Source organism: Anderseniella sp. Alg231-50 (genome assembly GCF_900149695.1).
Lineage (GTDB): Bacteria > Pseudomonadota > Alphaproteobacteria > Rhizobiales > Aestuariivirgaceae > Anderseniella.
The window spans coordinates 2,612,522-2,634,680 of sequence record NZ_LT703003.1 but is presented as its reverse complement, the minus strand read 5'-3'; the positions used below and the strand labels follow the sequence as shown (position 1 = coordinate 2,634,680).

Genomic DNA, 22,159 nt, shown 5'->3' with positions numbered 1-22,159 from the left:
CGAGGAATGGATGATCACGGGAGAGGCGGTCTCGGCCGCGCGTCTTGAAGAAATTCTCCGCGATGTCGGCGACCAGCGATATCATATCAATCATCCGTTCCACAAAATGATGACTGCCGGCACGCTGACAAAGGGACAGATGCAGGCCTGGGCGCTGAACAGATATTGCTACCAGGCGGCCATCCCCAAGAAAGATGCCATCATCCTGTCTCGTGCAGAAAACTCGGAGTTTCGCATAGAATGGCGCGAGCGGATCATTGATCACGACGGCACCGACGACAAGATCGGCGGCATCCGGCGCTGGATCGCGCTGGCCGCCGGGCTGGGGCTCGACGAAGCCATGGTGATGTCCGAGGCAAAGGCACTTCCCGCAACCCGGTTTGCGGTCAACCAGTACCTGACACTGGTATCGCAGAGCAGCTTTCTTGTGGCGGTTGCCTCGTCGCTGACCGAACTGTTTTCGCCCAAAGTCATCAGCGAACGGGTGCCGGCCATGCTGGCGAAATACGATTACATCACCGAAGATACTCTGGCTTACTTCAAGCCCAGGCTGCATCAGGCACCACGTGACGCCGAAGTTGCGCTGGCTTATGTGCAGCGCCATGCGGACACCGCGGAAAAACAGCAGGCTTGTGTCAACGCACTGATCACCAAGTGTGATATCCTTTGGGCCATGCTGGATGCGCTGCAGTTCGCCTATGTCGAACCGGGCGGAAATATTGCGCCCGGCGCATTCGTCCCGGAGGTAGATTGAACCCGTCATGGCCGCCGCCGAACGCCATCGTACGATGATTACCAGCGACAGCCGTCCAGGCCTGCCGTCGTTCGTGCGGCTGCAGTTTGAACCTGTACGCGGTGCATGGGCGCTGCTGTCGCCTGAGAAGGTCATGTGGCCTGATGAGGTCAGTCACGATATTCTCAAAAAATGCGACGGAAAGAACACGGTTGCCGAAATCATCTCATTGCTGGCGGCTGAATATGATGCGCCTGAAGCCGTCGTTGGAGACGATGTGTGCGGGTTCCTGCAGACCTGGGCTGACAGGAGGCTGGTAATCGCATGACCGCTCCCGGGCCACCCATCGGCATGCTGGCGGAACTGACCCATCGCTGCCCGTTGCAATGCCCGTACTGCTCCAACCCGGCCAAGCTGCTCAAGGCCAATACCGAACTTGAGACTGCCGATTGGGTCAGGGTGTTCGATGAAGCCGCCGACCTGGGGACCCTGCAGGTACATCTGTCCGGCGGTGAACCGACCCTGCGAACCGACCTGGAAGAGATTGTCTCGGCGCTGTCATCGCGCGGGGTCTATTCAAACCTGATCACGGCAGGGATCAACATAAAGCCTGAGCGGATTGGCGCTTTAAAAGAGGCCGGGCTTGATCACGTGCAGTTGTCTGTCCAGGGCGCAACGCCGGAGATCACCGAGAAGATCGGCAACATGAAGGGCGCACACGAAAACAAGCTGGCAACGGCGCAGGCCGTGCGCGCGGCAAAGCTGCCGCTGACACTGAATGCACCGATCCACCGGCACAATATTCACCAGGTCGAGGACTTCATCGACCTTGCCCTGGACCTGGATGCAGACCGGCTGGAGATTGCCAATGTCCAGTACTACGGCTGGGCATTGATCAACCGCACACAGCTGATGCCGGCATGGGACGATGTCATGCGGCAGGTGGATATTGTTGAAGAGGCGCGCGAACGCCTGCGTGGTATTCTGCTGATCGATTTTGTGACACCGGACTATTATGCGGAGTTTCCCAAGCCCTGCATGGGTGGCTGGGCCCAGGACGCCTTCATGGTAACCCCTGACGGATCGGCCATGCCGTGTCACGCGGCACATACGATCCCGCACCTGACATTCGACAATGTGAAGGAAAAACCACTGGCGGATATCTGGCAGAATTCACCCGCGTTTGATGCCTATCGCGGGACCGACTGGATGCAGGAACCCTGCAGGTCCTGCGAGCGGCGCGAGGCGGACTTTGGCGGGTGCCGGTGCCAGGCGCTGGCAATTGCGGGAGACGCGGCAGCCACGGACCCGGCGTGTTCACTGTCACCGCTGCATGACACCATGCTGAAGATTGCCGGACAGGCACAAGCCGCCGGCGAAACGGCAGATGATTTCACGTTCCGTAGAATTGGCGCGAAGCAGGCAGACCCGATTGCCGACTAGAGCGGCATGGGTTCAACTGAAAGCATACTGAACTAGCTGCCGGGGTTGATCTGCAACGAGTGGCTGAACACGGTGTCATCCGTATCCTTGGCCTCGACCTGCATCCTGTCCGCGCCGTTGGAGACATAATCAAAGGCAATGCTCGGGTTTTCCGCCAGCGAAATGCCTGCCTCGATGGTCATCAGCTTCTCGTCGCCCTGGTCGATTGCAACCTTGTCCACATATCGTGGCAGAATATAGCGCAAGGTGATCTGGTCGAGTTGCAGGCCGGTCAGATTGGGATGGGAAATATCCAGCTTTGTGCGCATGACCGGTTTCGCAAGGCTCGACACGTTCAGGGGCGTCACGATCTGTGTCAGGCGCATATTGCCCAGGGTTTTCGCGGCAACATCCAGCGTTGTCGTTGGCGGTGCGGCGCAAGCGCCTAGACCGGACGTCTTGACTATTGCCTCGCTCATGAACAGCTGGCCGTTTTCCGCTTCCACCACTGCGCGAACCGGTGACGGCCCGTTAAACCGCATACTGGCCGACACCCACAGGCTGGAGCGTTTCTGTTCAGGCCGCACGGTCAGGGACACCGGCATCGGGTTTTCATCGATGATGATTGTAACCGACTTTACCTTCACGCCATTGGGCAGAGATGCCTGCACACCAACCGGAACCTGGCGGTCGTCCTTCGCCCTGTACGGCACGTCCAGCTTCACGACTTCATCGTTGCGGGTGATCAGGCGTTGTCCGAACACACTTGGCTTCAGTTCGGCCCAGGTCAGTTCGACCGGCAATGCCGCGCTGGCAGACAACGATAATCCGGCGCATATCGCACCAACTGCCAGCCCCAGGTGAATGAAAGGTTTCTTGGTCACAATAGTGTCCCCGTTGACGGCTGCGGCCTTCATATGCTGCAAAGCCATTACCAGTGTGTTTTGTCGAGTCCCTGCGAACGGGACAGTACCAGTCTGGCATGCATAACGTCAACTTTATGCAATCATAAGGACCCTATCTTGCCTGAAGACCGGATGCACAATAACCGCCGGGTCTGATCCACCAACATGCCAACAACAGGAATGACCAATGCTGCTTGTCGAAGCGACATGGAAAGAAATCGAGAGCCATCTGGCGACGTCCCGGGCAATAGTCATGCCGATCGGGTCGGTTGAACAGCACGGTCCCATGGGGCTGCTGGGGACCGATGCCATGTGCGCTGAAATCATCGCCCGGCGCGCAGGCGAACTTGGAGACTTTCTGGTCGGCCCCACATTGTCGTTGGGGATGGCTCAGTCGCACCTGGCTTTTCCCGGCACGATTTCATTGAAACCATCAACTCTCATGGCGGTCGTGCAGGACGTTGTGGCATCCCTGTCGAATTCAGGCTTCCGGCACATCGTTTTTCTGAATGGCCATGGCGGCAACATCGCCACCGTGACCACGGCTTTCGGCGAAATCCATGCACACCGTTCCCTGCAGCAGGACCCGGAGAATCTGAACCTGGTCCTGAAGAGCTGGTTTGACCTGCCCGGAATTCGCAAACTGCTGGCCGAGATTTATCCCAGTGGTCACGGCTCTCATGCCACACCATCGGAAATCGCGATCACCCAGCACGCGTTTCCTCATGCGGTGAAGCAGGTTGCGCTGGATCCGCAGACAGCGCCTGACGGCGGTTTCAGTGATGCGCATGATTTTCGCAGGCGATATCCGGACGGGCGCAAAGGGGCGAATTCCAGCCTCGCCAAGCCTGAAGACGGCGCCAGGCTGACGGAAGCTGCAGCGCAGGCGCTTGTCCAAGAAATGGCAAAATACGCCAAGGCCTGATCCGGTTACTCCTTGGGTGGCAGCAAGCCCTGTGGCGCATCAAGAAACCGGATGATGTTCTGTTTCACCGGTATGTCGGATGATCCCGGCACCTTCACCGTCTTGCCGGCCGGATCGATCTCGACGATCTGTGCAATGTTGCGCCGAAGCTTTCGTCCTGAGCCAACGGCCTGCTGATGCAGCTTGGACGAATACGGCAACTCATAAGCCCGCGGCCTCTGCAATTCGGTTCCCACATCCAGGTCCCGCGCCCACAGGTAAATATTGTCAGGCTCGGAAATTTCGATCGCCAGCAGGTATAACCGGGATGGCAGCTTGTCTGTCGTCAACGGCCAGCCCTGCAGGCCCGGCAGCGATTTGTAGGTAACCAGCATGAACACGGTGGCCAGTACGGTCACCATAATCTTGATCCAGTGACTCCAGCGCGAGTACAGATGCAGGCTCAACAATATAACGCCGAGCATGACATAGGCTGCCGCGAGCCCGCCCGTACCTAGTTCGAACATATGTCATCCTCCAAAACCGGTGGCCACGGGGCGTTAGAACGTGACCAGTTTCTTTTCCAGCCGGTTTATCCGGCCGATCTTGCCGTCCCGCAAAATGGTGAAACGGACAGCGGTCCGTTCCTCCCCCTTGCGTCTCATGTCGACGGTATCGTTGAAATAAATCTTGTAGACCGGATTGACCTTGGCGACCCTGACGGTCACCGGCACGGTGATCTGTTCGACACTTTCATAGTAATGCAGGTTGACCGTGTACTCGCCCGGTACGGTACCGCGCACGGCAGCGACCTCCTGATTGAGCACGTTCTCGATAACCTTGCCCTCGACCTCAATCTTGTCGTTCAGCATCCCCCGGTCGTCCCGGTCGAGATGAACCAGGCCGGCTGAGCGGTTGCGAAACCAGGTCACGTTGCCTTGAGGATCCTCGATCCAGGTATCGATGTCTTCCTGGCTGCCATCCGGCCAGGTGACGGTCACCAGATACTGCGCATCAAGCACCACTTTGCCGGCGTCCTTGGCCGGGCTGATGAAGATGACCGCAATGAAGAACAGGAACACAAAGCCGATAAGGGTATTGAACAACAGGTCGGTAAAGGCATCGGCCGGTTGGCGACCGTATCCTGAAGATGATGATCCCTTGAGCTGGATTGTCATGATAGGCTTGCCTGATCGCGAATGCGTACCAGCTTTCCGATCAATTCTTCGGTGCCACGGGCAAGCACCATGTATTGCGCGCCCAGCACCATTGCTGTCACCAGGCCGGCAAGGGTTGTGTAAAGCGCGGTCCCCATACCGCCGCTCATGGAGATGAGCAGGGTCTGGATGTTCTCGGGCGTTGGTGAGGGACCCGACGACAGCGCGCCGAGTATCAGGATGAAACCGATGATGGTACCGATAAGTCCAAGCCGGATCAGGATATCGACAAGGTACCAGCCAATCTCCACCGCGGCCCGCAACCGGTCCGCATAAATCTCAAACACCAGTCCGCCGTCCTTGTCTTCGGAGGCGGACAGTTTGCGTGCTTCGATAACCTGGAATACGTAACCGGACACGAACTGCTCCGGTGTCTGGAACGGTGACATTTCCTCGTTGTCCCGATCGCCTGCGATCTCCTGGCTTCCTGCCAACCAGGCATAGGCGGCATCAATTTGCCGGGTCACCCGCATGATGTGCCAGACGGCATGAAAGGTTGCCCCCAGAAACAGCCCGGCTATGAGGATGGATAGCCTGCTCTGGTCTGCTTCGATGATCCGGGCGAAGTAGCCCAGATCGTAGGCCACGTAACAGGCGAAAACCGCGATGCCTGCCAACAACACCCAGATCTGCAGGAAGATGTAACTTCGGTTGTTTTTCGTCATGGTCTATTTGAAGCCCTCGGGCCGGAGAGATTCAAGCGTGCCGTATTTACGTTTTGCCACCTGCATTTGCGACGGCGTCTGTTCCAGGCTTCCGGCGATCCAGGCCAGATAGGGTTCGGCTATTTCCTTGCCGTTGGAACGGGCATGACGCAGCCACGCAAAACCGCGAGCAGGTTCATGCGGCAGCCCGCGGCCATAACGGTACATCAGGGATACATTTATCTGGGCGTCCGGCCAGTCGGCCAAAGCAGACCGCAAGTACCATTCGCTGGCCTTTTTAAGGTCAACAGGGGTTCCCAGTCCCAGGTAGTAAAGATTGCCCAACTGGTTCTGTGACCAGGGGTCACCGGCTGCGGCCTTTTCCTGCAGGCGTTCAAAGGCAACTGCATAGTCACCGTTGCGCAGGTCTGTCGCGATATCGGTTTCCGGTTTGGCAATTTGCCAGATCAACGCAACAACAATGGCGGCCGCCACTGCGACCAGTGCAGCCCGGCGCGAGCCGGCCGGCATGCTGATGGCGTTTTTTGCAGCCTTGGTGGCCTGCTTCATGGGTGGCACTCCATCGGACGCGACTTACGAGCCAGATTATGCGATGGTTTTTTGCGACGTGGCAACAACCCTGACGCAGCTAATTCTCGATTGCGGGCAGTACTGATTGCCGTATTCAAGTCATATCGGCAGTAAATGATATCAACATTGTTTGGATTACGCGGGATAGGGCGATGAAACACCTTGTACTGATTTTCGTTTTACTTTTGGGCTGGCCCGTCCCGGGACTGGCCCAGAGCCCATTGCAGCATGTGGACCTGACCTCGCCGGACATGACGCAGGCCGAGATGACCCGCGAAGACGTCATGGCGGCGCTGGCTAAAGCAAGCCCTGACCAGCCTGCCGACTTCACCAGCCGCAAGCTTTCGGGACTTGATTTGTCCGGGCTTGATTTCAAGCGGGCGGTCCTGCGTTCAGCGCGGCTCAACAAGACCGACCTGAGCAACGCAAACCTGGCCGGAGCGGTTCTGGACCAGGCCTGGATGCTGGAAGCCAACCTGAGCAATGCGAACCTCAAGGACGCCAACCTGTTCCAGGCGCAACTGTTGAAGGCGACGCTTGATGGTGCGGACCTGTCGGGTGCTCTGATTGCCAGTGACCTGACCGGGGCCAGTGTGAAGAACGCGAAATTTATCGGCGCAAACCTGAGTGCTGACATGCGCAATCAGTCCATGGGGCTGATGCGCGGGGTGCTGGTATCCGCCAATCTTGAAGGCGCCGACTTCAGCAATGCCAACCTGTCCAGAACCAAGTTTGAGTTTGCGTCGATGAAGGGCGTCAATCTGGAAGGCGCCAATCTGATGCGCGCCGAACTGGGCGGGGCAGATCTCACCGGCGCCCGCGTCAAGGGTGCGAACTTCACCGATGCCGATGTGGCGTCGGCGAAGCTCAAAGACCTTGTCGATGTCGCAGAGAGCAACCTGGAAGAAGCGGCCAGCAACCTCAACCAGGCCTTTCGCAAATAGGATGCACGCCCTGCCGGGTTAAATCGCCGACCGCAGCAAATGGCGTCCGATATTGCGCAAAACTGCCGAAAACCTTGCAGCTACGTCGTCACGCGTCGGGCCTGAATGATATTATTTCGCCTGAACGCGGATTTTCGGGCTATCGTAACGGTACTTGCCGAAGGCAAGTTTCGAGCCTCGACGGTGGAAGGAAAAAATCAAGCAAGGAGGAAGACATGTCTCATAAGTATGCTGGAGGGTGCGATCATGTACACACCCACTCGGACAAAGATCCGATCGACAACCACACCTGTCATTGTTCGGTCTGCAAAAGTGTCACCGGTCAGGACACGACACACGTGGTATTTTTCAAGCATGGCGACCTGAGCGTTGATGAATCCAACAGCCTGAATCGCCAACCGTTTAATGCACAAAACCCTGACGGTCCGCTGGAGCTGTGCACGTGTGCGACCTGCGGCACACCGATCATGCTGGACGACAAGGAAAGCCGCATACGGGCGATCGTGCCAAATCTCATGGGGTATCAGCCGGACAGTCTGCCGGCGACCTATCATGCCTTCTATGACCCGGCCACCGGTGTTCCGAAACCGGATGATGGCCGTCCCGTATACGAAGGTCTGCGCCCGGAATTTGTCTGGCCGACACCAGGCTGAGGACAAGGCGCCAGTCTCCACATTCAGCGAGACGCCCGACACCCTTCAAAGGGGTGCCGGGCAGTACGGCTGGAAATGTAGGCGGGCCGGGCTATCGCGGCATTGCCGACCCGGTCACTCTTGTCCTTGTGGCAAGCGCGTCCGCGAGCGCACCCGCCGGGCCCTCATCGCTGACCAGTGTGCCAATGCGGTCAATCGGGCAGATGAGCTGGAGTGCCTGTTTGTCAAAACGGTTGTGGTCCATCAACAGCATGTTGGCGTTGCTGTGAGCGATCATTGACCGCACAACTGCGGCTGTGCGCGGGTCCGATTCAAAAACACCGTTCACATTCAGGGCGTCGGCAAAGAATACGGCCAGGTCAGCAGAGTAGCCGCTGAGGAAGGTCGTCGTGTCGTGCCCCCACACAAACCCTTCGCGGCCATCCACGTCGCCCGGAGCCATGATGACCCGGATACTTTCTGCTTCGCTCAGGGTGTGAGCCTCGCGCAGACCATTGGTTATAACCGTAAGCGGTTTATCAGCGGCGGCCAGGGTTTCGGCAAAGATCAGGGCTGTCGTGCCGGGGGCCAGCATGATCACTTGCCCGGCTTCAACCATGTCCACGGTCGCGCGCGCAATCCGTCGCCGTTCAGGAACATGCTGCTGCTGACGCAAGTCAAAGCTTAATGCATTGCCCGGACCGATTGCATTGGCGCCGCCATAGCGTCGTTCCAGAACGCCGGCGTCACACAATTCGTCAAAGTCCCGGCGAATGGTCTCACGCGATACGGCGAGCTGCTTTGCCAGATCCCTGATCAATATGCCGGGGTTTTGCCTGATCACGCTCAACAGTAGTTGCTGGCGATCAAATTTCTTGCCCTGGCCGGAAGCTGTGTTTTCCATATTGGGTCCATTCCTTAGGCGGGCAGCCACGTGGCGTCAACCTTCATGAAAATGTCGTATATAGCATATTCATGATGCCGTTCATAATCTCAGAAATTCAATGATTCACCAAATCTCACAAAGCCATATTGCTAAAAGCCTCATAAAATGTTGCATATACAACATTATACTGATACGGTTTTTTGAATTGCGTGATGTATGGCTTTGAACGGGAAATTTGAAGTGTCACAGGAAAAGCTTCACGTTCTGGAGGCGGCGAAGCGCCACTGGAACCCGAACAAGACCCAATTCTGGCAGGATGCCGGGGTCGACCTCATCATTGATCGGCGCGAGGGCTACTGTTTGTATGACATGGATGGTGCCCGGCTGATTGACGCGCATCTGAACGGGGGCACCTACAATCTGGGCCACCGGAATCCGGAACTCATCGAAGTCCTCAACGCGGGCGCGCGTCGCTTCGATATGGGCAATCACCATTTCCCGGCACTGGCGCGCACCGCATTGGCGGAAGCGCTTGCCGAGTGCACGCCTGAAGGCCTGCAATATACAGCTTACGGGGCAGGCGGGGCCGAGGCGGTCGAACTGGCCATCAAGTCGGCGCGCAACGCCATGCAGAAGCGCAAGATCGTGTCGATCGTCAAAGCCTATCACGGACATTCCGGACTGTCGGTGAAGACCGGTGATGAGCGGTTTTCAAAAACCTTCCTGTCCGAGGATACGCTCGGCGAATTCGTCCAGGTTCCGTTCAACGACCTGGATGCCATGGAGGGCGCGCTGAAAGGCCGTGATGTGGCTGCGGTGATCATGGAAACCATCCCGGCAACCTACGGCTTCCCGATGCCGCATGAAGGCTACCTGCCGGCGGTCAAGCAATTGTGCGAACGCTATGATGCGCTGTACATCGCCGATGAAGTACAGACCGGGTTCATGCGCACCGGCTCGATGTGGGGGATCACCCGGTATGGTGTCACGCCCGACATCATGGTCATCGGCAAGGGGGTCACGGGGGGGATGTATCCGATCTCTTGCTGCGTGCTGAACGAGCAGGCTGCGCAATGGCTGAAGCAGGACGGCTTCGCCCACATGTCGACCGCAGGTGGTGCCGAACTCGGGTGTATTGTGGCGCTGAAAGTTCTGGAAATCACCCAGCGGCCCGAAGTGGCCTCAACGGTGAAGTACGTGTCCGACTATATACGCGCCGGCCTTGAAGACATCCAGGCACTGTATCCGGACTTCTTCATTGGCATTCGCCAGCACGGTGTTGTCATGGGGCTCGAGTTCAATGATCCCGAAGGTGCGAAGCCGGTCATGCGCCACCTGTACGAAAATGGCGTCTGGGCGATCTTCTCAACCCTTGATCCGAGTGTGCTGCAGTTCAAGCCCGGAATTCTGATGAGCCAGGCGCTGTCCGAGGACCTTTTGCGGCGCGTGGAAACCGCCATTGGACTTGCCCGTGATGATGTCATGGGCAGTTCAAGGAGGGCCGGCTGATGGATCCGCAGATCAGGAACCTGGTCGACATTTCGCAAACGCCCGTTGCGCTGCGCGCGCATGCCGACATCGTACTTGAACGCGCCAAGTGGGCAGCGCAGGTGTTTTCGCGTTTTGATCGCGGGCAGACACAAGACATTGCAGATGCAGTTGCCCGGGCGGCGTTTGACAAGGCACGGGACTATGCAGAGTGGGCCGTACGCGAAACCGGATTTGGTGTCGTTGAGCACAAGGTGATCAAGAACGAAAGCACCAGCGTTCCGCTGGTCGAGCATTATCGTGACTGGAACTTTGTCGATCCGCGCCTGGATGAACGTACCGGGCTTGTGGAGATTCCCAGGCCGGCCGGTGTCGTGTTCGCGCTGATACCTTCGACCAATCCGGTGGCAACCGTCTATTTCAAGGTTTTGTCCTGCCTTCTCACTCGCAATGCGATTGTTGTCAGCCCGCATCCCGCTGCGAAGGAATGCTGTATAGACGCGGTAAAGATGATGGCGCAGGCAGCGGTTGAAGCCGGTGCTCCGGACGGCATCATCCAGGTTGTTGAAGAGATCAGCCTGCCGCTGGTCGATGAATTCATGAAATCCGACAAAACCGCAGTGATCCTGGCGACGGGTGGAACCGCAATGGTGCGGGCAGCTTATTCCTCGGCAAACCCTGCAATTGGTGTGGGGCCGGGCAATGCACCTGTGTTTGTAGATGAAACGGCGGACATCAGGCAGGCGGCCGGGCACATTGTGGACAGCAAGTCTTTCGACAACTCGATCCTGTGTACAAACGAGTCCGTCCTGGTTGCCATGTCGGGCATTGCCAGCCGGCTGGAGAGCGAGCTCAAGCGGCACGGCGCTCATGTGTGCAACGAAGAGCAAACAAATGCTGTTCGCAAATACCTGTTTCATGAGCGCGGATTCAATGTTGAAGCAATCGGCCGGGATGCAGTGTGGATCGCTGCCCAGGCCGGTTTCAAGGTTCCGGCAAAAACACGGATTCTGGTTACGCCGATTTCGCAAATCGGTATCGGCGAACGGCTGTCGAGAGAAAAGCTGTGTCCCGTACTGGCAATGTACACCGCACGCTCGCTCGAACAGGCCATCGCCCAGTCGCGTGCCATGTTGCGGTTGAGCGGCGCCGGGCATTCAGCAGCGATACATTCCGACGACACCCAGACCATTACCGATTTTGCTGCGGCGGTGGAGTGCTACCGTGTCGTTGTGAACGGACCCTGCAGCCAGGGGGCAGCGGGCATGGGTACAGGACTTGCTCCGACTTTCACCATAGGCACCGGCTTTTTCGGGCGTTCGTCAATCGGCGAGAATATCGGCCCCCAGCACCTGGTGAACTGGACCCGGATCGCCTGGAACCAGTCCGACGGCAAACCGGACCTGGAGCGGCTCGGTAATCTTCATCACCGCGGGCCGCTTCCTGCCGCGCCTTCTGACGGGGTGCCGGGCAAGAGCCGGGCAATGGCAGGAAATAACGTCCGTGCCGCGAGAAACGACGACACCGGCTCGCCCGACGCCATGCGCAATGAGATTCGCCGGATCATTGCAGAAGAACTCCGCGACCTCCTGAAAGGATAACCCGTGGCAGAATTGCGTTCTTTCATTTTCATCGACCAGTTGCAGCCGCAGACGCTTGCCTACATTGCAACCTGGATGCGCGGGGCATTGCCTCGTCGCAACATGGCCGCGCAGATCATTGAGATAGCGCCCGGCCTCGACATTGAGGCGCTGACCGATGTCGCACTGAAAGGTGCCGACGTGAAATGCGGCCTGCTGGTTGTCGAGCGTCAGTTCGGAACGCTTGAGTTTCATTCGAAGTCGACTTCGGAAGTCAAAGCCGGTGCCGAGGCTGTACTTGATGCGCTTGGAGTTGGTGAGGACGCAGCCGCGCCACCCAAGATCCTGGCATCCAAGATAGTCACCCGGATCGACCCGCAACACGCGTTCCTGATCAACCGCAACAAGCTGGGTTCCATGATCATCGGCGGTGAAAGCCTGTACCTTCTGGAGTGCCAGTCTGCGTCTTATGCCATTCTCGCCTGCAACGAGGCGGAAAAGGCAGCCAACGTCAAGGTGATCGACTATCGCATGATCGGTGCCAATGGGCGTCTATATCTGGCCGGTGACGAGGCGGAAGTGCGCAATGCACGCGATGCCGCTGAACGTGCGCTTCGTTCACTGGGGGCACGCTGATGTCTGACATGAGGGCCATGATAAGGCAGATACTGCGTGAAGAACTGGCGCACCTGCGCGGCCCCGGCGGCCATCAGCCGGTGAGCCAGAAAACCGAAACAGTTTCGATCACCAGTGATGCAGAACTGAACCGGTTTGCACACAGGATGCTGCAGTTGGCGCAAAACCCCGAAACCGGAGCGGCGATCAGGGACGGTCAGCATGTTTTCCGGCTCGCTTCCGGCAGCAGCCGTGCCGGACATGCTGACCCAGCCGCGCCGACCGGTCAGCGGCAGGCGGGCGCTGATGTTGAAAAGGGACTGCTTACCGAAAAGCACGTAACAGCGCTTGCGGATGGCACGAAGGTTCTGCGTCTGGGCAAGTCTGTATGTCTGACACCGCTTGCCAAAGACGAACTGCGTCGCAAGGGCATAAAGATTGAAAGGATCTCGACATGATTTCCGGTCGCGTTACAGGGCGAATATGGTCGTCCAGGCGGGTTGATACCCTGCCCACCGGTGCCCTTCTAAAGGTCACGCTTGATGACGGTGGCAGCCTTATCGCACTTGATCCGCTGGGCTGCGCGGAAGGAGAGGCCGTGCTGATCGTGCAGGGATCCGTGGCGGCGGCATATTTCCCAGACATTCGCGCACCGGTGGATGCGCTTATCATCGGCTCCATCGATGAACAAAGCAGGGCGGACTGAACCGTTTCGAAACAACTATCCATTCATGCATCAGTAAAGGAGATGTCTCATGAGTAACCAGGCAATAGGAATGATTGAAACCCGTGGATACGTGCCGGCACTGGCCGGGGCAGATGCCATGGTCAAGGCAGCCAATGTTGAAATCGTCGCACGCACGGAGGTAGGCGGTGGCCTGGTTTCCGTGGTGGTTCGCGGCGATGTCGGCGCGGTCAAGGCCGCCACCGAAGCCGGTGCGGAAGCTGCATCGGGCGTCGGTGAAGTTGTGGCAACCCATGTAATTCCGCGCCCACATGTGGAGCTGGACAAACACTTCTCGGTTCCGGGTTCCAAGTAACGGCGATCGAAGGGTTTATCCGATGACTGAACTGAGAGTCTATCTGCCAATTCGCGATCTGCAGCCGCAGTTCGCGGCCTGGCTGTCGACGCCGACACGGGCACGTGGTTATCCGCCGCTGGCGGGTCAGCACAGCCTGATAATCGAAGTGGCGCCGGCCCTGTCCATTCATCGGATTGCAGATCTGGCGCTCAAGGTGGCGCCTGACCTGGAGCCCGGGTTGCTGTTCACAGAGCGGCAGTTCGGGTTGCTGGAACTTCATTCAGACGACATGGACGAGGTTGAAAGCGCCGGCAAAGCCATCCTGGACGGCATCAGTGCCAAGGCCGGCGACCAGCTCGCTCCCGCCATTCTCTACCAGGACATCATTGATGACCTGAGTGACCAGCATGCGATCATTCTCAACCGGACCCGTGATGCCTCAATTCTGGTGCCGGGGGTGTCCTTGCTGATCCTTGAAATGGCGCCGGCGCTGTTTGCCTGTGTCGCGGCTAACGAAGCTGAACGAGCCGCACCCGGCGCCACCATCAATGATGTGCAGATGATGGGGGCGTCAGGCCGGATTTTCATGTCCGGCAGCCGTTCAGACATGGAAAAGGCGCAAGCTGCTATCGTGAAGACACTCGGTGCCGTGAAGGGGCGCAAGAGCTGATCGGATCAGGTCAGACCAGATGTCTCACTGCAGGTGCGGGTTGGTCCGGCGGTAGCGTTGCGGGCTCATGCCCGTCCAGGATCTGAAAGCTCTCGAGAAAGCTGACAGTTCCGAATACCCCAGCAGGAATGCAATCTCGGTAAGCTGTACATTCGGGCCGTTCAGATAGTGCAGGGCAAGTTCCTTGCGCGCTGCGGTTACGAGTTCCTGGAACGTCACATTGTTCTCGCGCAACTTGCGTTGCATGTGCTGGTCCGACATGCCGAATATGCGGGCGATCTCATTGAGTGTTGGCGGTGTATCGCCCAGGTTCAACTTGATCTGGTTCCTGATCGCGGTTGCGAAAACTTCCGGGTTGCGCTGGATTTCACAGCGCGATTTCAGGAACGGTTCAATGATGGAATAGAGGTAGGGGTCCTGGCTCGGCATGCGCGCGTCCAGGTCACTGCGCCGGAACGCGAATGCATTTGTGCGACGCCCGAAACGGATCGGCGCGCCAAAAACATTTTCGTGCTTGTAGCTGTCGCCATGCGCTTCGTGCTCGAACCGGACCTCAAGCGGTGACCAGTTCTGGCCAAGCGCATGCCGGAATATGTTGAGAAACATGCCCATGGACAGCTCCGCATCCTGGCGGCGATGGGCAATTCGCGGATCGGATATCTGGTAACTCAGCCACAGCACTTCGCTGTCGTGAAACAATCCGAATGACGAGTGACCCTGATGCGCCGGAAAATAGGTTTCCATGTTCTTGAGCGCGGCGGCAAGTGTGGGGGAACTGATCGCTGCATAGCCAATTGCGCCGAGCTGGCACGGCTGGAAGTCCTTGCCGAATGTCAGTCCGAACCGGTCATTGCCGGTCTGGTGCGCTGCTTCTTCAAACAGATTGCAGAAATCACCAAGCAGCAGTTCACGATAGGGGTCATCCAGATCAGTGGGCCGCAGGCAGGCATTGCCCAGAATACTATCCGGGTCACCCTTCATCTGCTCGATCAAACCAACGACACCCGTTGCGGCAGATGCCAGAACGGTTGGCGGCGGGCTGATCATGTCGGCGTGTGATGCATCACCCATTCCGATAAGAGCCCAATTCAACATGACGTGCCCATCCGGTCATGCGTTCAATCGCTGGCCGTGGACGCTGTCTGGCAGGAATGCTTGCATGAAATACGCCATGAATCAAATGGCTTGACCGATGCGATGTCAAATTCTTGTCGCCTGATGTCAAGCGCCAGACGACCTCCGTTCTAACCTGCTGGACACGATCAAGACTTTGATCTCAGCCAGGGAGGACGAAAATAATGAGACTTTCACGCAGACAATTTTCCATTGGGGCAGCCAGCGCAGCAGGCCTTGCGTCAATGACAACAATGAACCCGGCATATGCGGCCCGCGACAAGGAAATGAATATTCTTTGCTGGGAAGGCTACAACTCGGACGAGGTGCTGCAGCCGTTCCGCAAGGCGAATGCGGGGGCATCGGTCAAGGCGGAGAGCGGCACGTCCGATCCCGACATGATCAACAAGCTGCGCGCCGGCGAGGTCAATGTCTGGGATCTGATAAACGTCAACCAGCCGTGGGCTCGCGAGCAGCTGTATCCGGAAAAGCTGATCAAGGCGCTCAATAAAGAACGCTTCATGCCGTACTTTGAAAAAATGCTGCCGGAATTCAAGAAACCATACCCTCTTGCATTTGCGGAAGACGGCAACCTGATCGGCATGCCGCAACGCTATGGCCCGTTCTCCTTCGTTGTGAACACGGACAAGATCAGCCGCAAGACGGCCGAAGACGAGGGTTGGAAACTGTTCCTGGATCCGAAGATGAACCAGCGTTACGGCGTCCTGACGTATGACAACTGGAACATCATGCATATGTGCCTGACGGGAGACATAAACCCGTTCAAACCGATTGACGGTGCCGGTGAAGCCACATTCAAGAAAACCGCAGAGACCATTTTTGGCGGCGCAAAGCTGCTTACCGATGACCTGGTCGCGATGAACCTTGCCCTGATCAACGGCGAAATCGACGCCTATTTCACAGGCGGAACCTATACCGCTTCTCCGGCCCGTTTCGACGGTGCCAAGAATGTCCGGGGCATCACGCCGAATTCCGGTCCGGTTGACGGAAAGGGCGGAGTGGTCTGGATTGAATTGACCTCTGCCGTCAACAATCCCAACCCGTCCGGTCTTGCAGAGGACTTCCTTGAGTTTGTCCAGGGTCCGGATATCTCCAAGGCTGTGGCTTTTGCCGAGGGTACTTACAATCCAGTGAGCCAGATGGGCGACAAGGCCGTCATGAGCAAGTTCAACAAGGAAGAACTTGATGCCATCCAGTGGGACTCTGTCGATGCTGAAATGGCCCGCTCGCTCGATTACCAGGTTGTCGCCTCCTACGACAAGCTGAGCGAGATCTACAACGCCGCAAAACGGAGCTAGTCTCTGTCCAGGAGCGCCCCCCGGGCGCTCCGACTCCCGCCCGGTGCGAATGTTATCCAAGGTGACATTCGCACCGACCCGGTGCCTTAAATTGCAAAGTGGCGTTATGCAATCAGAACCCATCCTGCACCTGTCCGGTGTTACCAAGCAGTTCGGAACCTTTACCGCTCTCCACAGCATTGACATGGAGATCACCGAAGGCGAGTTCCTGACCATTGTCGGCCCGTCAGGAAGCGGGAAGACAACTCTCATCCGCCTGCTTGTGGGCATGGATTCTCCGACTTCGGGGGAGATATGGCTGCGCGACAGCCGTATCGACATGATGCCGGCCAATGAACGCCCGACCTGCATGGTGTTTCAGTCGCTGGCGTTGTTTCCCCATCGCTCAGTGGGCGAGAATATCGAATTTCCGCTCAAGATACGCGGCGAGCCTGCGGACAAGCGCCGCCAGCGTGCGCTTGAACTGCTGGACCTGCTGCAACTGCCGCAGGACTATTATGACAAACGCATTCATCAGTGTTCAGGTGGCGAGCGCCAGAGAGTTGCACTGGCTCGCGCACTGGCCTTCGATCCGGAGATTCTGTTTTTCGACGAGCCTTTGTCGGCGCTCGATTACCGGTTGCGCAAGACACTGGAGAAGGAACTGAAGGATCTTCATACCCGCACGGGGAAGACATTCGTTTACATTACGCACTCACTTGAAGAGGCGATGGTCATGTCTGACCGGATTGCGATTATGCGGGCCGGTCGAATAGAACAGGTGGCAGATGCCGATGGCATTTATGCCAGGCCGATCAGTCGTTTTGTCGCGGAGTTCATGGGCGAGGTAAACCTGTTCAGCGTTGAAGGCACCACCAAGGGTGGCCTGCACGGCCGGGGTGTCGAGATACACGTGAACGGACAGGTCGAAAATGTCGGTGTCGGACTGGACAAGGGCGAGCTTGGCACGTTGATGGTGCGGCCCGAATTCGTCAAATTTCTCAATGGCTCCCAGACAAACGATTTCATTGTGAAGGGGATACTGCGTGGCGAATACGCCCTGGGGTCGCGCATCCAGTATGAGGTTGAAGCGTCCGACGGATCCAATCTCACAGTCGAGAAGTTGCGCGAGGATCGCTATACGGGCGAGATCGGCGATGAGGTGATCCTGGGCTGGGACATTGACCACACACATCTGATCCGGGGGGAATGATGGAGCGCCTGGACCGAAAGCTCGGGTTCTTGTGTGCGTTGCCGATTCTTGTCGTGCTGGTGTTGAGTTTTGTTGCGCCGCTTATCGTCGTCGCGGCATTTTCGATCATGCCGCAAAAAGTATTTTCCCTGTTCAATGTGCCCGATTTTTCTTCTTACGCGACCGTGCTGACCCACGGATACTGGAAGTCACTGGCCTGGTCGCTTGGAATGGCGCTGATTTCCACCTTGCTGCTCATCGTCCTGTGCTGGCCGCTGGCGTATGCGATGGCCAAGGTGTTCGGACGTTTCACCCTCGTGCTCACGATCGCTGTTGTCGTAAGTCTGTTTGTGTCGGAGAACATCCGTTTGTTCGGCTGGATACTGACATTGATGAAAGGCGGACTGATCACCGGCTACGCACAAGCCTGGTTTGGCCTGGAGCTGGGGGGAAGCCTCTACAATGTACCGGTGATCGTGTTCGGACTGATCTATGTCTACTTCCCGTTCATGCTGTTCCCGCTTGCCCAGGGCATATCCATGGTGCCCGACGATGCGCGCCAGGCGGCGGCCGATCTTGGCGCATCGCGGTGGCGCATACTCTGGGAGATTGACCTGCCATTGGCAGCGCCGGGGATTGTTGTCGGCTCGCTTTTGAGCTTCGTGCTCGCAGCCGGCGCACTGGCGGAATCGAAATTGCTCGGCGGGCAAACGGTTGTCGTCATGGCGGACGAGGTTGAGACCGCGTTCACCTATGGGCAGAACTGGCCACTGGGATCAGCGCTGTCCATGGTGCTTATCGCCATCATCGGGTCGCTGGCGATCTTTGGCGTCAACAAGGTTGACCTGGATGCGATCATGGGACGGAAGCGCTGATGGAACCAAGCCGTTCAACGCGTCTCGTTCTTTATGCATATGGCATTTTTGTCATTGCAATCCTGTATCTGCCCTTGCTGTCGGTGGGGTTTGCATCGGTTGCCAGGGCGCGCTATCTGCGGTTTCCGATCAGGACATATTCGTCGAAATGGTATGAAAAGGTTATGGACAGTTCGACGGTGGCTGACCTTCTGACCACCTCGCTGTACATCGCAATCATCGTGACGGTCGTCTCCATGGTTGTCGGCTTCTTCGGCGCGCTGGCTTTTGCCCGTTACCAATGGCGCTACCGCACCTTGTTTCAGAAATTCATCCTGATCCCGATTTTCTTTCCGCAAACGGTTCTGGGCCTGGCGCTGCTCATGTGGTTCAACGCCATAGGCATCATCCCGACGTGGAAGACGGCGGTGGTGGCCCACCTGGTCTGGATCTCGCCAATTGCAACACTGGTGATCGCCATTCGCGCCTATTCATTTGATCCCGCACTTGAAGAAGCCGCCAGAGACATGGGGGCGTCCACCTGGGTTATCCTGAAGGAAGTGACGTTCCCGCTGCTGCTGCCGGGCGTCATTTCGGCAGGCCTGTTTTCGTTCCTGCTGAGTTGGGGGAATTTCCCGTTATCGCTGTTTACGACCGGTGCGGACCTGACGTTGCCGGAGTGGCTCTATGCCAAAATGGTGTCGGGATACTCGCCGCTTGTGCCGGCACTCGGCATGCTGTCGGTGTTCGGTTCGGCAACCATATTATTGACGGCTCTGGCCCTGCCACACCTGTGGCGGGCCCTGCGTTCATCCGGTGAGAATTGACATGGCACAGGCCGGACACCGCACAGACAGGAAAATGACATCTAAACTTTGGAGGTTTCACAATGCTCACATCAATCAAAGGTAAAAGCGTGATCGTCACCGGCGGTTCCAAGGGGATCGGCCGCGGTATTGCCAGTGTGTTCGCGAAGCAGGGGGCCAATGTGATGATCGCCGCACGTGGCGCTGAAGCTGCTGAAGCCGCCTGCGATGCAATGAATGCCGAAGGATGCTCGACCAAGTGGACCAGTTGCGATGTGTCCGACTGGGGGTCGGTTCAGGCCATGGTGCAGGCGACAGCAGATGCATTCGGCGGCGTTGATATCATGTGCGCCAATGCAGGCGCCTTTCCGCAAACCAAGATTGCGGAGATGGATCCTGAAGAGTGGGATCAGGTCATGGCCACCAATTTGCGCAGTGCATTCTTGTGTGTCAAAGCCTGCATTCCGCACTTTGAGAAGTCCGGCAAGGGGCGCGTGGTCCTGACATCATCGATCACCGGGCCTGTAACGGGTTTTCCGGGATGGTCACACTACGGTGCGTCAAAGGCGGGCCAGCTTGGCTTCCTGAAAACCGCCGCAATGGAGCTATCGCGCTACAACACCACCATCAATGCAGTCATGCCCGGCAACATCTATACCGAGGGGTTGCAGGACCTGGGGCAGGAATACCTCGAAACCATGGCGGCTTCCATTCCGCTCAAGCGGTTGGGCGCTGTCGAGGATATTGGCAATGCCGCTCTCTTCTTCGCGTCGGACGAGGCTGCTTACATCACCGGTCAGCAGATTGTTGTGGACGGCGGTCAGATCATTCCCGAAAGCCTTGAGGCGTTAGAGGAAATTTGACATTCGGGACCAACCGACATGCCAGGCAGGAGGGGATATGATGGCACAGACAGAACTTGATCATGACGAACTGCTTTCTCGCCTGCACGAACTGGCCAACCAGTCGCTTGGCTTGTGGGACGTGCCTGCTGATGCCAGGGCACGGCTTATCAATGTGTCGGAAAATGCCACCTATCTGGTGGAGACGGAGAACGGCTACAAATCCATATTGCGGGTTCATCGTGAGGGTTATCACACCCGCCGTGCGATTGAATGCGAACTGTGCTGGACCGAAGCGCTCAACAGTTCCGGTTGCGTGACCACGCCGGGTATCATCCAGGGTCGTGACGGCGAGATTGTTCAAAGTGCCGAACTGCCGGGCAAGCTGGGCGCGCGCATGATGGTGATGTTCGAGTTTGTTGAAGGCGAACAGCCTGACGAAACCCAGGATCTTGCCGGCCCGTTTGAGGAACTGGGTGAGATCGCAGCCACGACCCATGAGCACACCATAGCCTGGAAGAAACCGGAACCTTTCGAGCGACTGGTATGGGACCTGGACGCCTTTTACGGACCCCGGGCAACATGGGGAAACTGGCGGGACGGCCCCAATGTCGAAGCGCAGATACGTGCCGTGCTTGAACGCGTGGAAGCCACGGTCAGAATACGGGTGAGTGCGTTCGGGCAATCCGAACAGCGTTATGGCCTTATCCACGCCGACATGCGCCTGGCCAATCTGCTGATCGACAATGGCAACACGCGGCTGATCGATTTTGATGACTGCGGCTTTGGCTGGTTCATGTACGACTTTGCAGCCGGCATCAGTTTCATCGAAGACGACCCGCAAATTCCCGCCATGCGCGAGGCATGGGTGGCCGGTTATCGCAAGGTGCGGCCGCTTTCCGATGACGAGGAAAAAGAAATAGACAGCTTCATCATGCTGCGGCGCATGGCACTTCTGGCCTGGATCGGTTCGCACATAGATGTGCCGGAAGCCCAGGCGCTGGCAAAGAATTTTGCCGCCGTTTCAGCAGAACTGGGTGAAGGCTACCTGTCACGCATGTCTTGATGCAACCAGCAAGGAATGGATCGAACAATTGAGCAACTGGAAGAATGCCCACAGATCGTTTTACTACGAGTACGCCGACGAACCCGAGGACCTGGTTCTGCCGGCAGCGGAGACCGCCCTTCTGGTCATAGATATCCAGAATACCTATGTGGAAGTCCAGGACGATCCGCGCGAGGCCAAGCGCTGGGAGCCGTTTCGCAAACGGATGAATGAAACGGTGATTCCCAATACCCGGAATCTGATCAGGCAATGCCGCGACAGGGGCGTTGAAGTCATTTTTGCGCGCATTGCATGTCTGAAACAGGATGGCCGTGACAGGTCGCTGAGCCAGAAGAAGCCCGGCTTCAATTACCTGTTGATGCCCAAGGACCGGCAGGACAGTCAGGTCGTTCCGGAGCTGACGCCGGATGCAGATGACATTGTGATAACCAAGACCACGGACAGTGCGCTGACCGGCACCAACCTGCGGATGATATTGCACAATATGGGCATCAGGCACGTCATTGCGGCTGGTATTTTTACAGACCAGTGCGTCAGTTCCACAGTGCGCAGCCTTGCTGATGAGAGTTTCAATGTTGTCGTGGTTGACGACTGCTGCGCGGCAGCGACCGACCAGCTCCACATCAATGAGCTTGAAACGATCAACATGATCTATTGCCACGTGGTCCAGCTGGAAGACATCAGCGGGTTCATGGACGCGGAATAGTCCGGGCCGCATAAGCACGGCGCATGCAA

At 57.5% G+C, this 22,159-nt stretch carries 27 protein-coding genes; 20 read left to right on the top strand and 7 right to left on the bottom strand.

Annotation, left to right across the window (positions count from 1 at the left end):
- Positions 1–10 precede the first annotated feature (10 nt).
- Genes pqqC through pqqE form a run of 3 tightly spaced genes read left to right on the top strand, consistent with a single transcriptional unit; the run spans position 11 to position 2,176 of the window.
- Positions 11–754 (top strand): pyrroloquinoline-quinone synthase PqqC, encoded by a 744-nt coding sequence (pqqC, locus tag DHN55_RS12480; RefSeq protein WP_108881583.1) that lies wholly within the window; start codon positions 11–13, stop codon positions 752–754.
- A 7-nt stretch (positions 755–761) separates the two neighbouring features.
- The gene (gene pqqD / locus DHN55_RS12475) at positions 762–1,061 is read left to right on the top strand and encodes a pyrroloquinoline quinone biosynthesis peptide chaperone PqqD (protein ID WP_108881582.1); all 300 of its coding nucleotides are present in this window, start codon (positions 762–764) and stop codon (positions 1,059–1,061) included.
- Complete coding sequence (gene pqqE / locus DHN55_RS12470) at positions 1,058–2,176, top strand: pyrroloquinoline quinone biosynthesis protein PqqE (protein ID WP_108881581.1); 1,119 nt, start codon at positions 1,058–1,060, stop codon at positions 2,174–2,176. The genes pqqD and pqqE overlap by 4 nt, the downstream gene beginning before the upstream one ends.
- A 32-nt stretch (positions 2,177–2,208) precedes the next feature.
- Here the strand turns inward: pqqE and DHN55_RS12465 are convergent, their stop codons facing one another.
- Positions 2,209–3,039, bottom strand: a complete 831-nt coding sequence (locus tag DHN55_RS12465) for a quinoprotein dehydrogenase-associated SoxYZ-like carrier (protein WP_337660219.1) — start codon at positions 3,037–3,039, stop codon at positions 2,209–2,211.
- A 208-nt stretch (positions 3,040–3,247) separates the two neighbouring features.
- Between DHN55_RS12465 and DHN55_RS12460 the strand changes: the two genes are divergently transcribed.
- Positions 3,248–3,985: a creatininase family protein gene (locus DHN55_RS12460; RefSeq protein ID WP_108881579.1), complete on the top strand. Its 738-nt coding sequence runs from the start codon at positions 3,248–3,250 to the stop codon at positions 3,983–3,985.
- A 5-nt stretch (positions 3,986–3,990) separates the two neighbouring features.
- Here DHN55_RS12460 and DHN55_RS12455 read toward each other — a convergent pair whose 3' ends face one another.
- From DHN55_RS12455 to DHN55_RS12440, 4 genes are read right to left on the bottom strand one after another with little or no spacing between them, the layout of a single operon-like run.
- A complete protein-coding gene (locus DHN55_RS12455) occupies positions 3,991–4,491 on the bottom strand; it encodes a hypothetical protein (RefSeq protein ID WP_108881578.1) in 501 nt (166 codons plus the stop codon).
- Positions 4,492–4,524: 33 nt separating this feature from the next.
- A complete protein-coding gene (locus DHN55_RS12450) occupies positions 4,525–5,142 on the bottom strand; it encodes a hypothetical protein (RefSeq protein ID WP_108881577.1) in 618 nt (205 codons plus the stop codon).
- A complete protein-coding gene (locus tag DHN55_RS12445; protein ID WP_108881576.1) occupies positions 5,139–5,846 on the bottom strand; it encodes a MotA/TolQ/ExbB proton channel family protein in 708 nt (235 codons plus the stop codon). Before DHN55_RS12445 ends, DHN55_RS12450 begins: the two co-directional genes overlap by 4 nt.
- A gap of 3 nt (positions 5,847–5,849) precedes the next feature.
- A complete protein-coding gene (locus DHN55_RS12440) occupies positions 5,850–6,395 on the bottom strand; it encodes an SEL1-like repeat protein (RefSeq protein WP_108881575.1) in 546 nt (181 codons plus the stop codon).
- Between the two features lie 173 nt (positions 6,396–6,568).
- Here DHN55_RS12440 and DHN55_RS12435 point away from each other — a divergent pair, with 173 nt between their 5' ends.
- Both DHN55_RS12435 and DHN55_RS12430 read left to right on the top strand, forming a co-directional pair.
- The gene (locus DHN55_RS12435) at positions 6,569–7,360 is read left to right on the top strand and encodes a pentapeptide repeat-containing protein (RefSeq protein ID WP_108881574.1); all 792 of its coding nucleotides are present in this window, start codon (positions 6,569–6,571) and stop codon (positions 7,358–7,360) included.
- Between the two features lie 215 nt (positions 7,361–7,575).
- The gene (locus tag DHN55_RS12430) at positions 7,576–8,013 is read left to right on the top strand and encodes a GFA family protein (protein WP_108881573.1); all 438 of its coding nucleotides are present in this window, start codon (positions 7,576–7,578) and stop codon (positions 8,011–8,013) included.
- A gap of 91 nt (positions 8,014–8,104) precedes the next feature.
- Here DHN55_RS12430 and DHN55_RS12425 read toward each other — a convergent pair whose 3' ends face one another.
- A complete protein-coding gene (locus DHN55_RS12425) occupies positions 8,105–8,896 on the bottom strand; it encodes a DeoR family transcriptional regulator (RefSeq protein WP_108881572.1) in 792 nt (263 codons plus the stop codon).
- A gap of 222 nt (positions 8,897–9,118) precedes the next feature.
- Here DHN55_RS12425 and DHN55_RS12420 point away from each other — a divergent pair, with 222 nt between their 5' ends.
- Genes DHN55_RS12420 through DHN55_RS12390 form a run of 7 tightly spaced genes read left to right on the top strand, consistent with a single transcriptional unit; the run spans position 9,119 to position 14,253 of the window.
- Positions 9,119–10,387 carry a class-III pyridoxal-phosphate-dependent aminotransferase gene (locus DHN55_RS12420; protein ID WP_337660218.1) on the top strand — a complete coding sequence of 423 codons (1,269 nt, stop codon included), beginning with the start codon at positions 9,119–9,121 and terminating at the stop codon, positions 10,385–10,387.
- Positions 10,387–11,967, top strand: a complete 1,581-nt coding sequence (locus DHN55_RS12415; protein ID WP_108881570.1) for an aldehyde dehydrogenase family protein — start codon at positions 10,387–10,389, stop codon at positions 11,965–11,967. Before DHN55_RS12420 ends, DHN55_RS12415 begins: the two co-directional genes overlap by 1 nt.
- Before the next feature lie 3 nt (positions 11,968–11,970).
- Positions 11,971–12,582, top strand: a complete 612-nt coding sequence (locus tag DHN55_RS12410; RefSeq protein ID WP_108881569.1) for a BMC domain-containing protein — start codon at positions 11,971–11,973, stop codon at positions 12,580–12,582.
- Positions 12,582–13,019, top strand: a complete 438-nt coding sequence (locus DHN55_RS12405) for a hypothetical protein (RefSeq protein ID WP_108881568.1) — start codon at positions 12,582–12,584, stop codon at positions 13,017–13,019. Before DHN55_RS12410 ends, DHN55_RS12405 begins: the two co-directional genes overlap by 1 nt.
- Positions 13,016–13,267 carry a EutN/CcmL family microcompartment protein gene (locus DHN55_RS12400; RefSeq protein WP_108881567.1) on the top strand — a complete coding sequence of 84 codons (252 nt, stop codon included), beginning with the start codon at positions 13,016–13,018 and terminating at the stop codon, positions 13,265–13,267. The genes DHN55_RS12405 and DHN55_RS12400 overlap by 4 nt, the downstream gene beginning before the upstream one ends.
- Before the next feature lie 49 nt (positions 13,268–13,316).
- Positions 13,317–13,601 carry a BMC domain-containing protein gene (locus DHN55_RS12395; protein WP_108881566.1) on the top strand — a complete coding sequence of 95 codons (285 nt, stop codon included), beginning with the start codon at positions 13,317–13,319 and terminating at the stop codon, positions 13,599–13,601.
- Positions 13,602–13,623: 22 nt separating this feature from the next.
- Positions 13,624–14,253, top strand: coding sequence for a microcompartment protein (locus DHN55_RS12390; RefSeq protein WP_108881565.1), 630 nt, complete (start codon positions 13,624–13,626; stop codon positions 14,251–14,253).
- Positions 14,254–14,277: 24 nt separating this feature from the next.
- Here the strand turns inward: DHN55_RS12390 and qhpR are convergent, their stop codons facing one another.
- Positions 14,278–15,324 (bottom strand): AraC-like transcriptional regulator QhpR, encoded by a 1,047-nt coding sequence (qhpR, locus tag DHN55_RS12385; RefSeq protein ID WP_337660217.1) that lies wholly within the window; start codon positions 15,322–15,324, stop codon positions 14,278–14,280.
- A 287-nt stretch (positions 15,325–15,611) separates the two neighbouring features.
- Between qhpR and DHN55_RS12380 the strand changes: the two genes are divergently transcribed.
- The 7 genes from DHN55_RS12380 to DHN55_RS12350 all read left to right on the top strand — a co-directional run bounded on the left by DHN55_RS12380 (position 15,612) and on the right by DHN55_RS12350 (position 22,130).
- Entirely contained in the window at positions 15,612–16,685 is a 1,074-nt protein-coding gene (locus DHN55_RS12380) for an ABC transporter substrate-binding protein (RefSeq protein WP_337660216.1), read from the top strand.
- A 106-nt stretch (positions 16,686–16,791) separates the two neighbouring features.
- The gene (locus DHN55_RS12375) at positions 16,792–17,877 is read left to right on the top strand and encodes an ATP-binding cassette domain-containing protein (protein ID WP_108881562.1); all 1,086 of its coding nucleotides are present in this window, start codon (positions 16,792–16,794) and stop codon (positions 17,875–17,877) included.
- Positions 17,874–18,731: an ABC transporter permease gene (locus DHN55_RS12370; protein WP_337660215.1), complete on the top strand. Its 858-nt coding sequence runs from the start codon at positions 17,874–17,876 to the stop codon at positions 18,729–18,731. Before DHN55_RS12375 ends, DHN55_RS12370 begins: the two co-directional genes overlap by 4 nt.
- Positions 18,731–19,537 carry an ABC transporter permease subunit gene (locus DHN55_RS12365; RefSeq protein ID WP_108881561.1) on the top strand — a complete coding sequence of 269 codons (807 nt, stop codon included), beginning with the start codon at positions 18,731–18,733 and terminating at the stop codon, positions 19,535–19,537. Before DHN55_RS12370 ends, DHN55_RS12365 begins: the two co-directional genes overlap by 1 nt.
- Before the next feature lie 62 nt (positions 19,538–19,599).
- Positions 19,600–20,379 carry a 3-oxoacyl-ACP reductase FabG gene (gene fabG / locus DHN55_RS12360; RefSeq protein ID WP_108881560.1) on the top strand — a complete coding sequence of 260 codons (780 nt, stop codon included), beginning with the start codon at positions 19,600–19,602 and terminating at the stop codon, positions 20,377–20,379.
- A 37-nt stretch (positions 20,380–20,416) separates the two neighbouring features.
- The gene (locus DHN55_RS12355) at positions 20,417–21,424 is read left to right on the top strand and encodes a phosphotransferase enzyme family protein (RefSeq protein WP_337660214.1); all 1,008 of its coding nucleotides are present in this window, start codon (positions 20,417–20,419) and stop codon (positions 21,422–21,424) included.
- A gap of 28 nt (positions 21,425–21,452) precedes the next feature.
- Positions 21,453–22,130, top strand: coding sequence for a cysteine hydrolase family protein (locus DHN55_RS12350; RefSeq protein WP_337660250.1), 678 nt, complete (start codon positions 21,453–21,455; stop codon positions 22,128–22,130).
- The last annotated feature ends 29 nt before the right edge of the window (positions 22,131–22,159 follow it).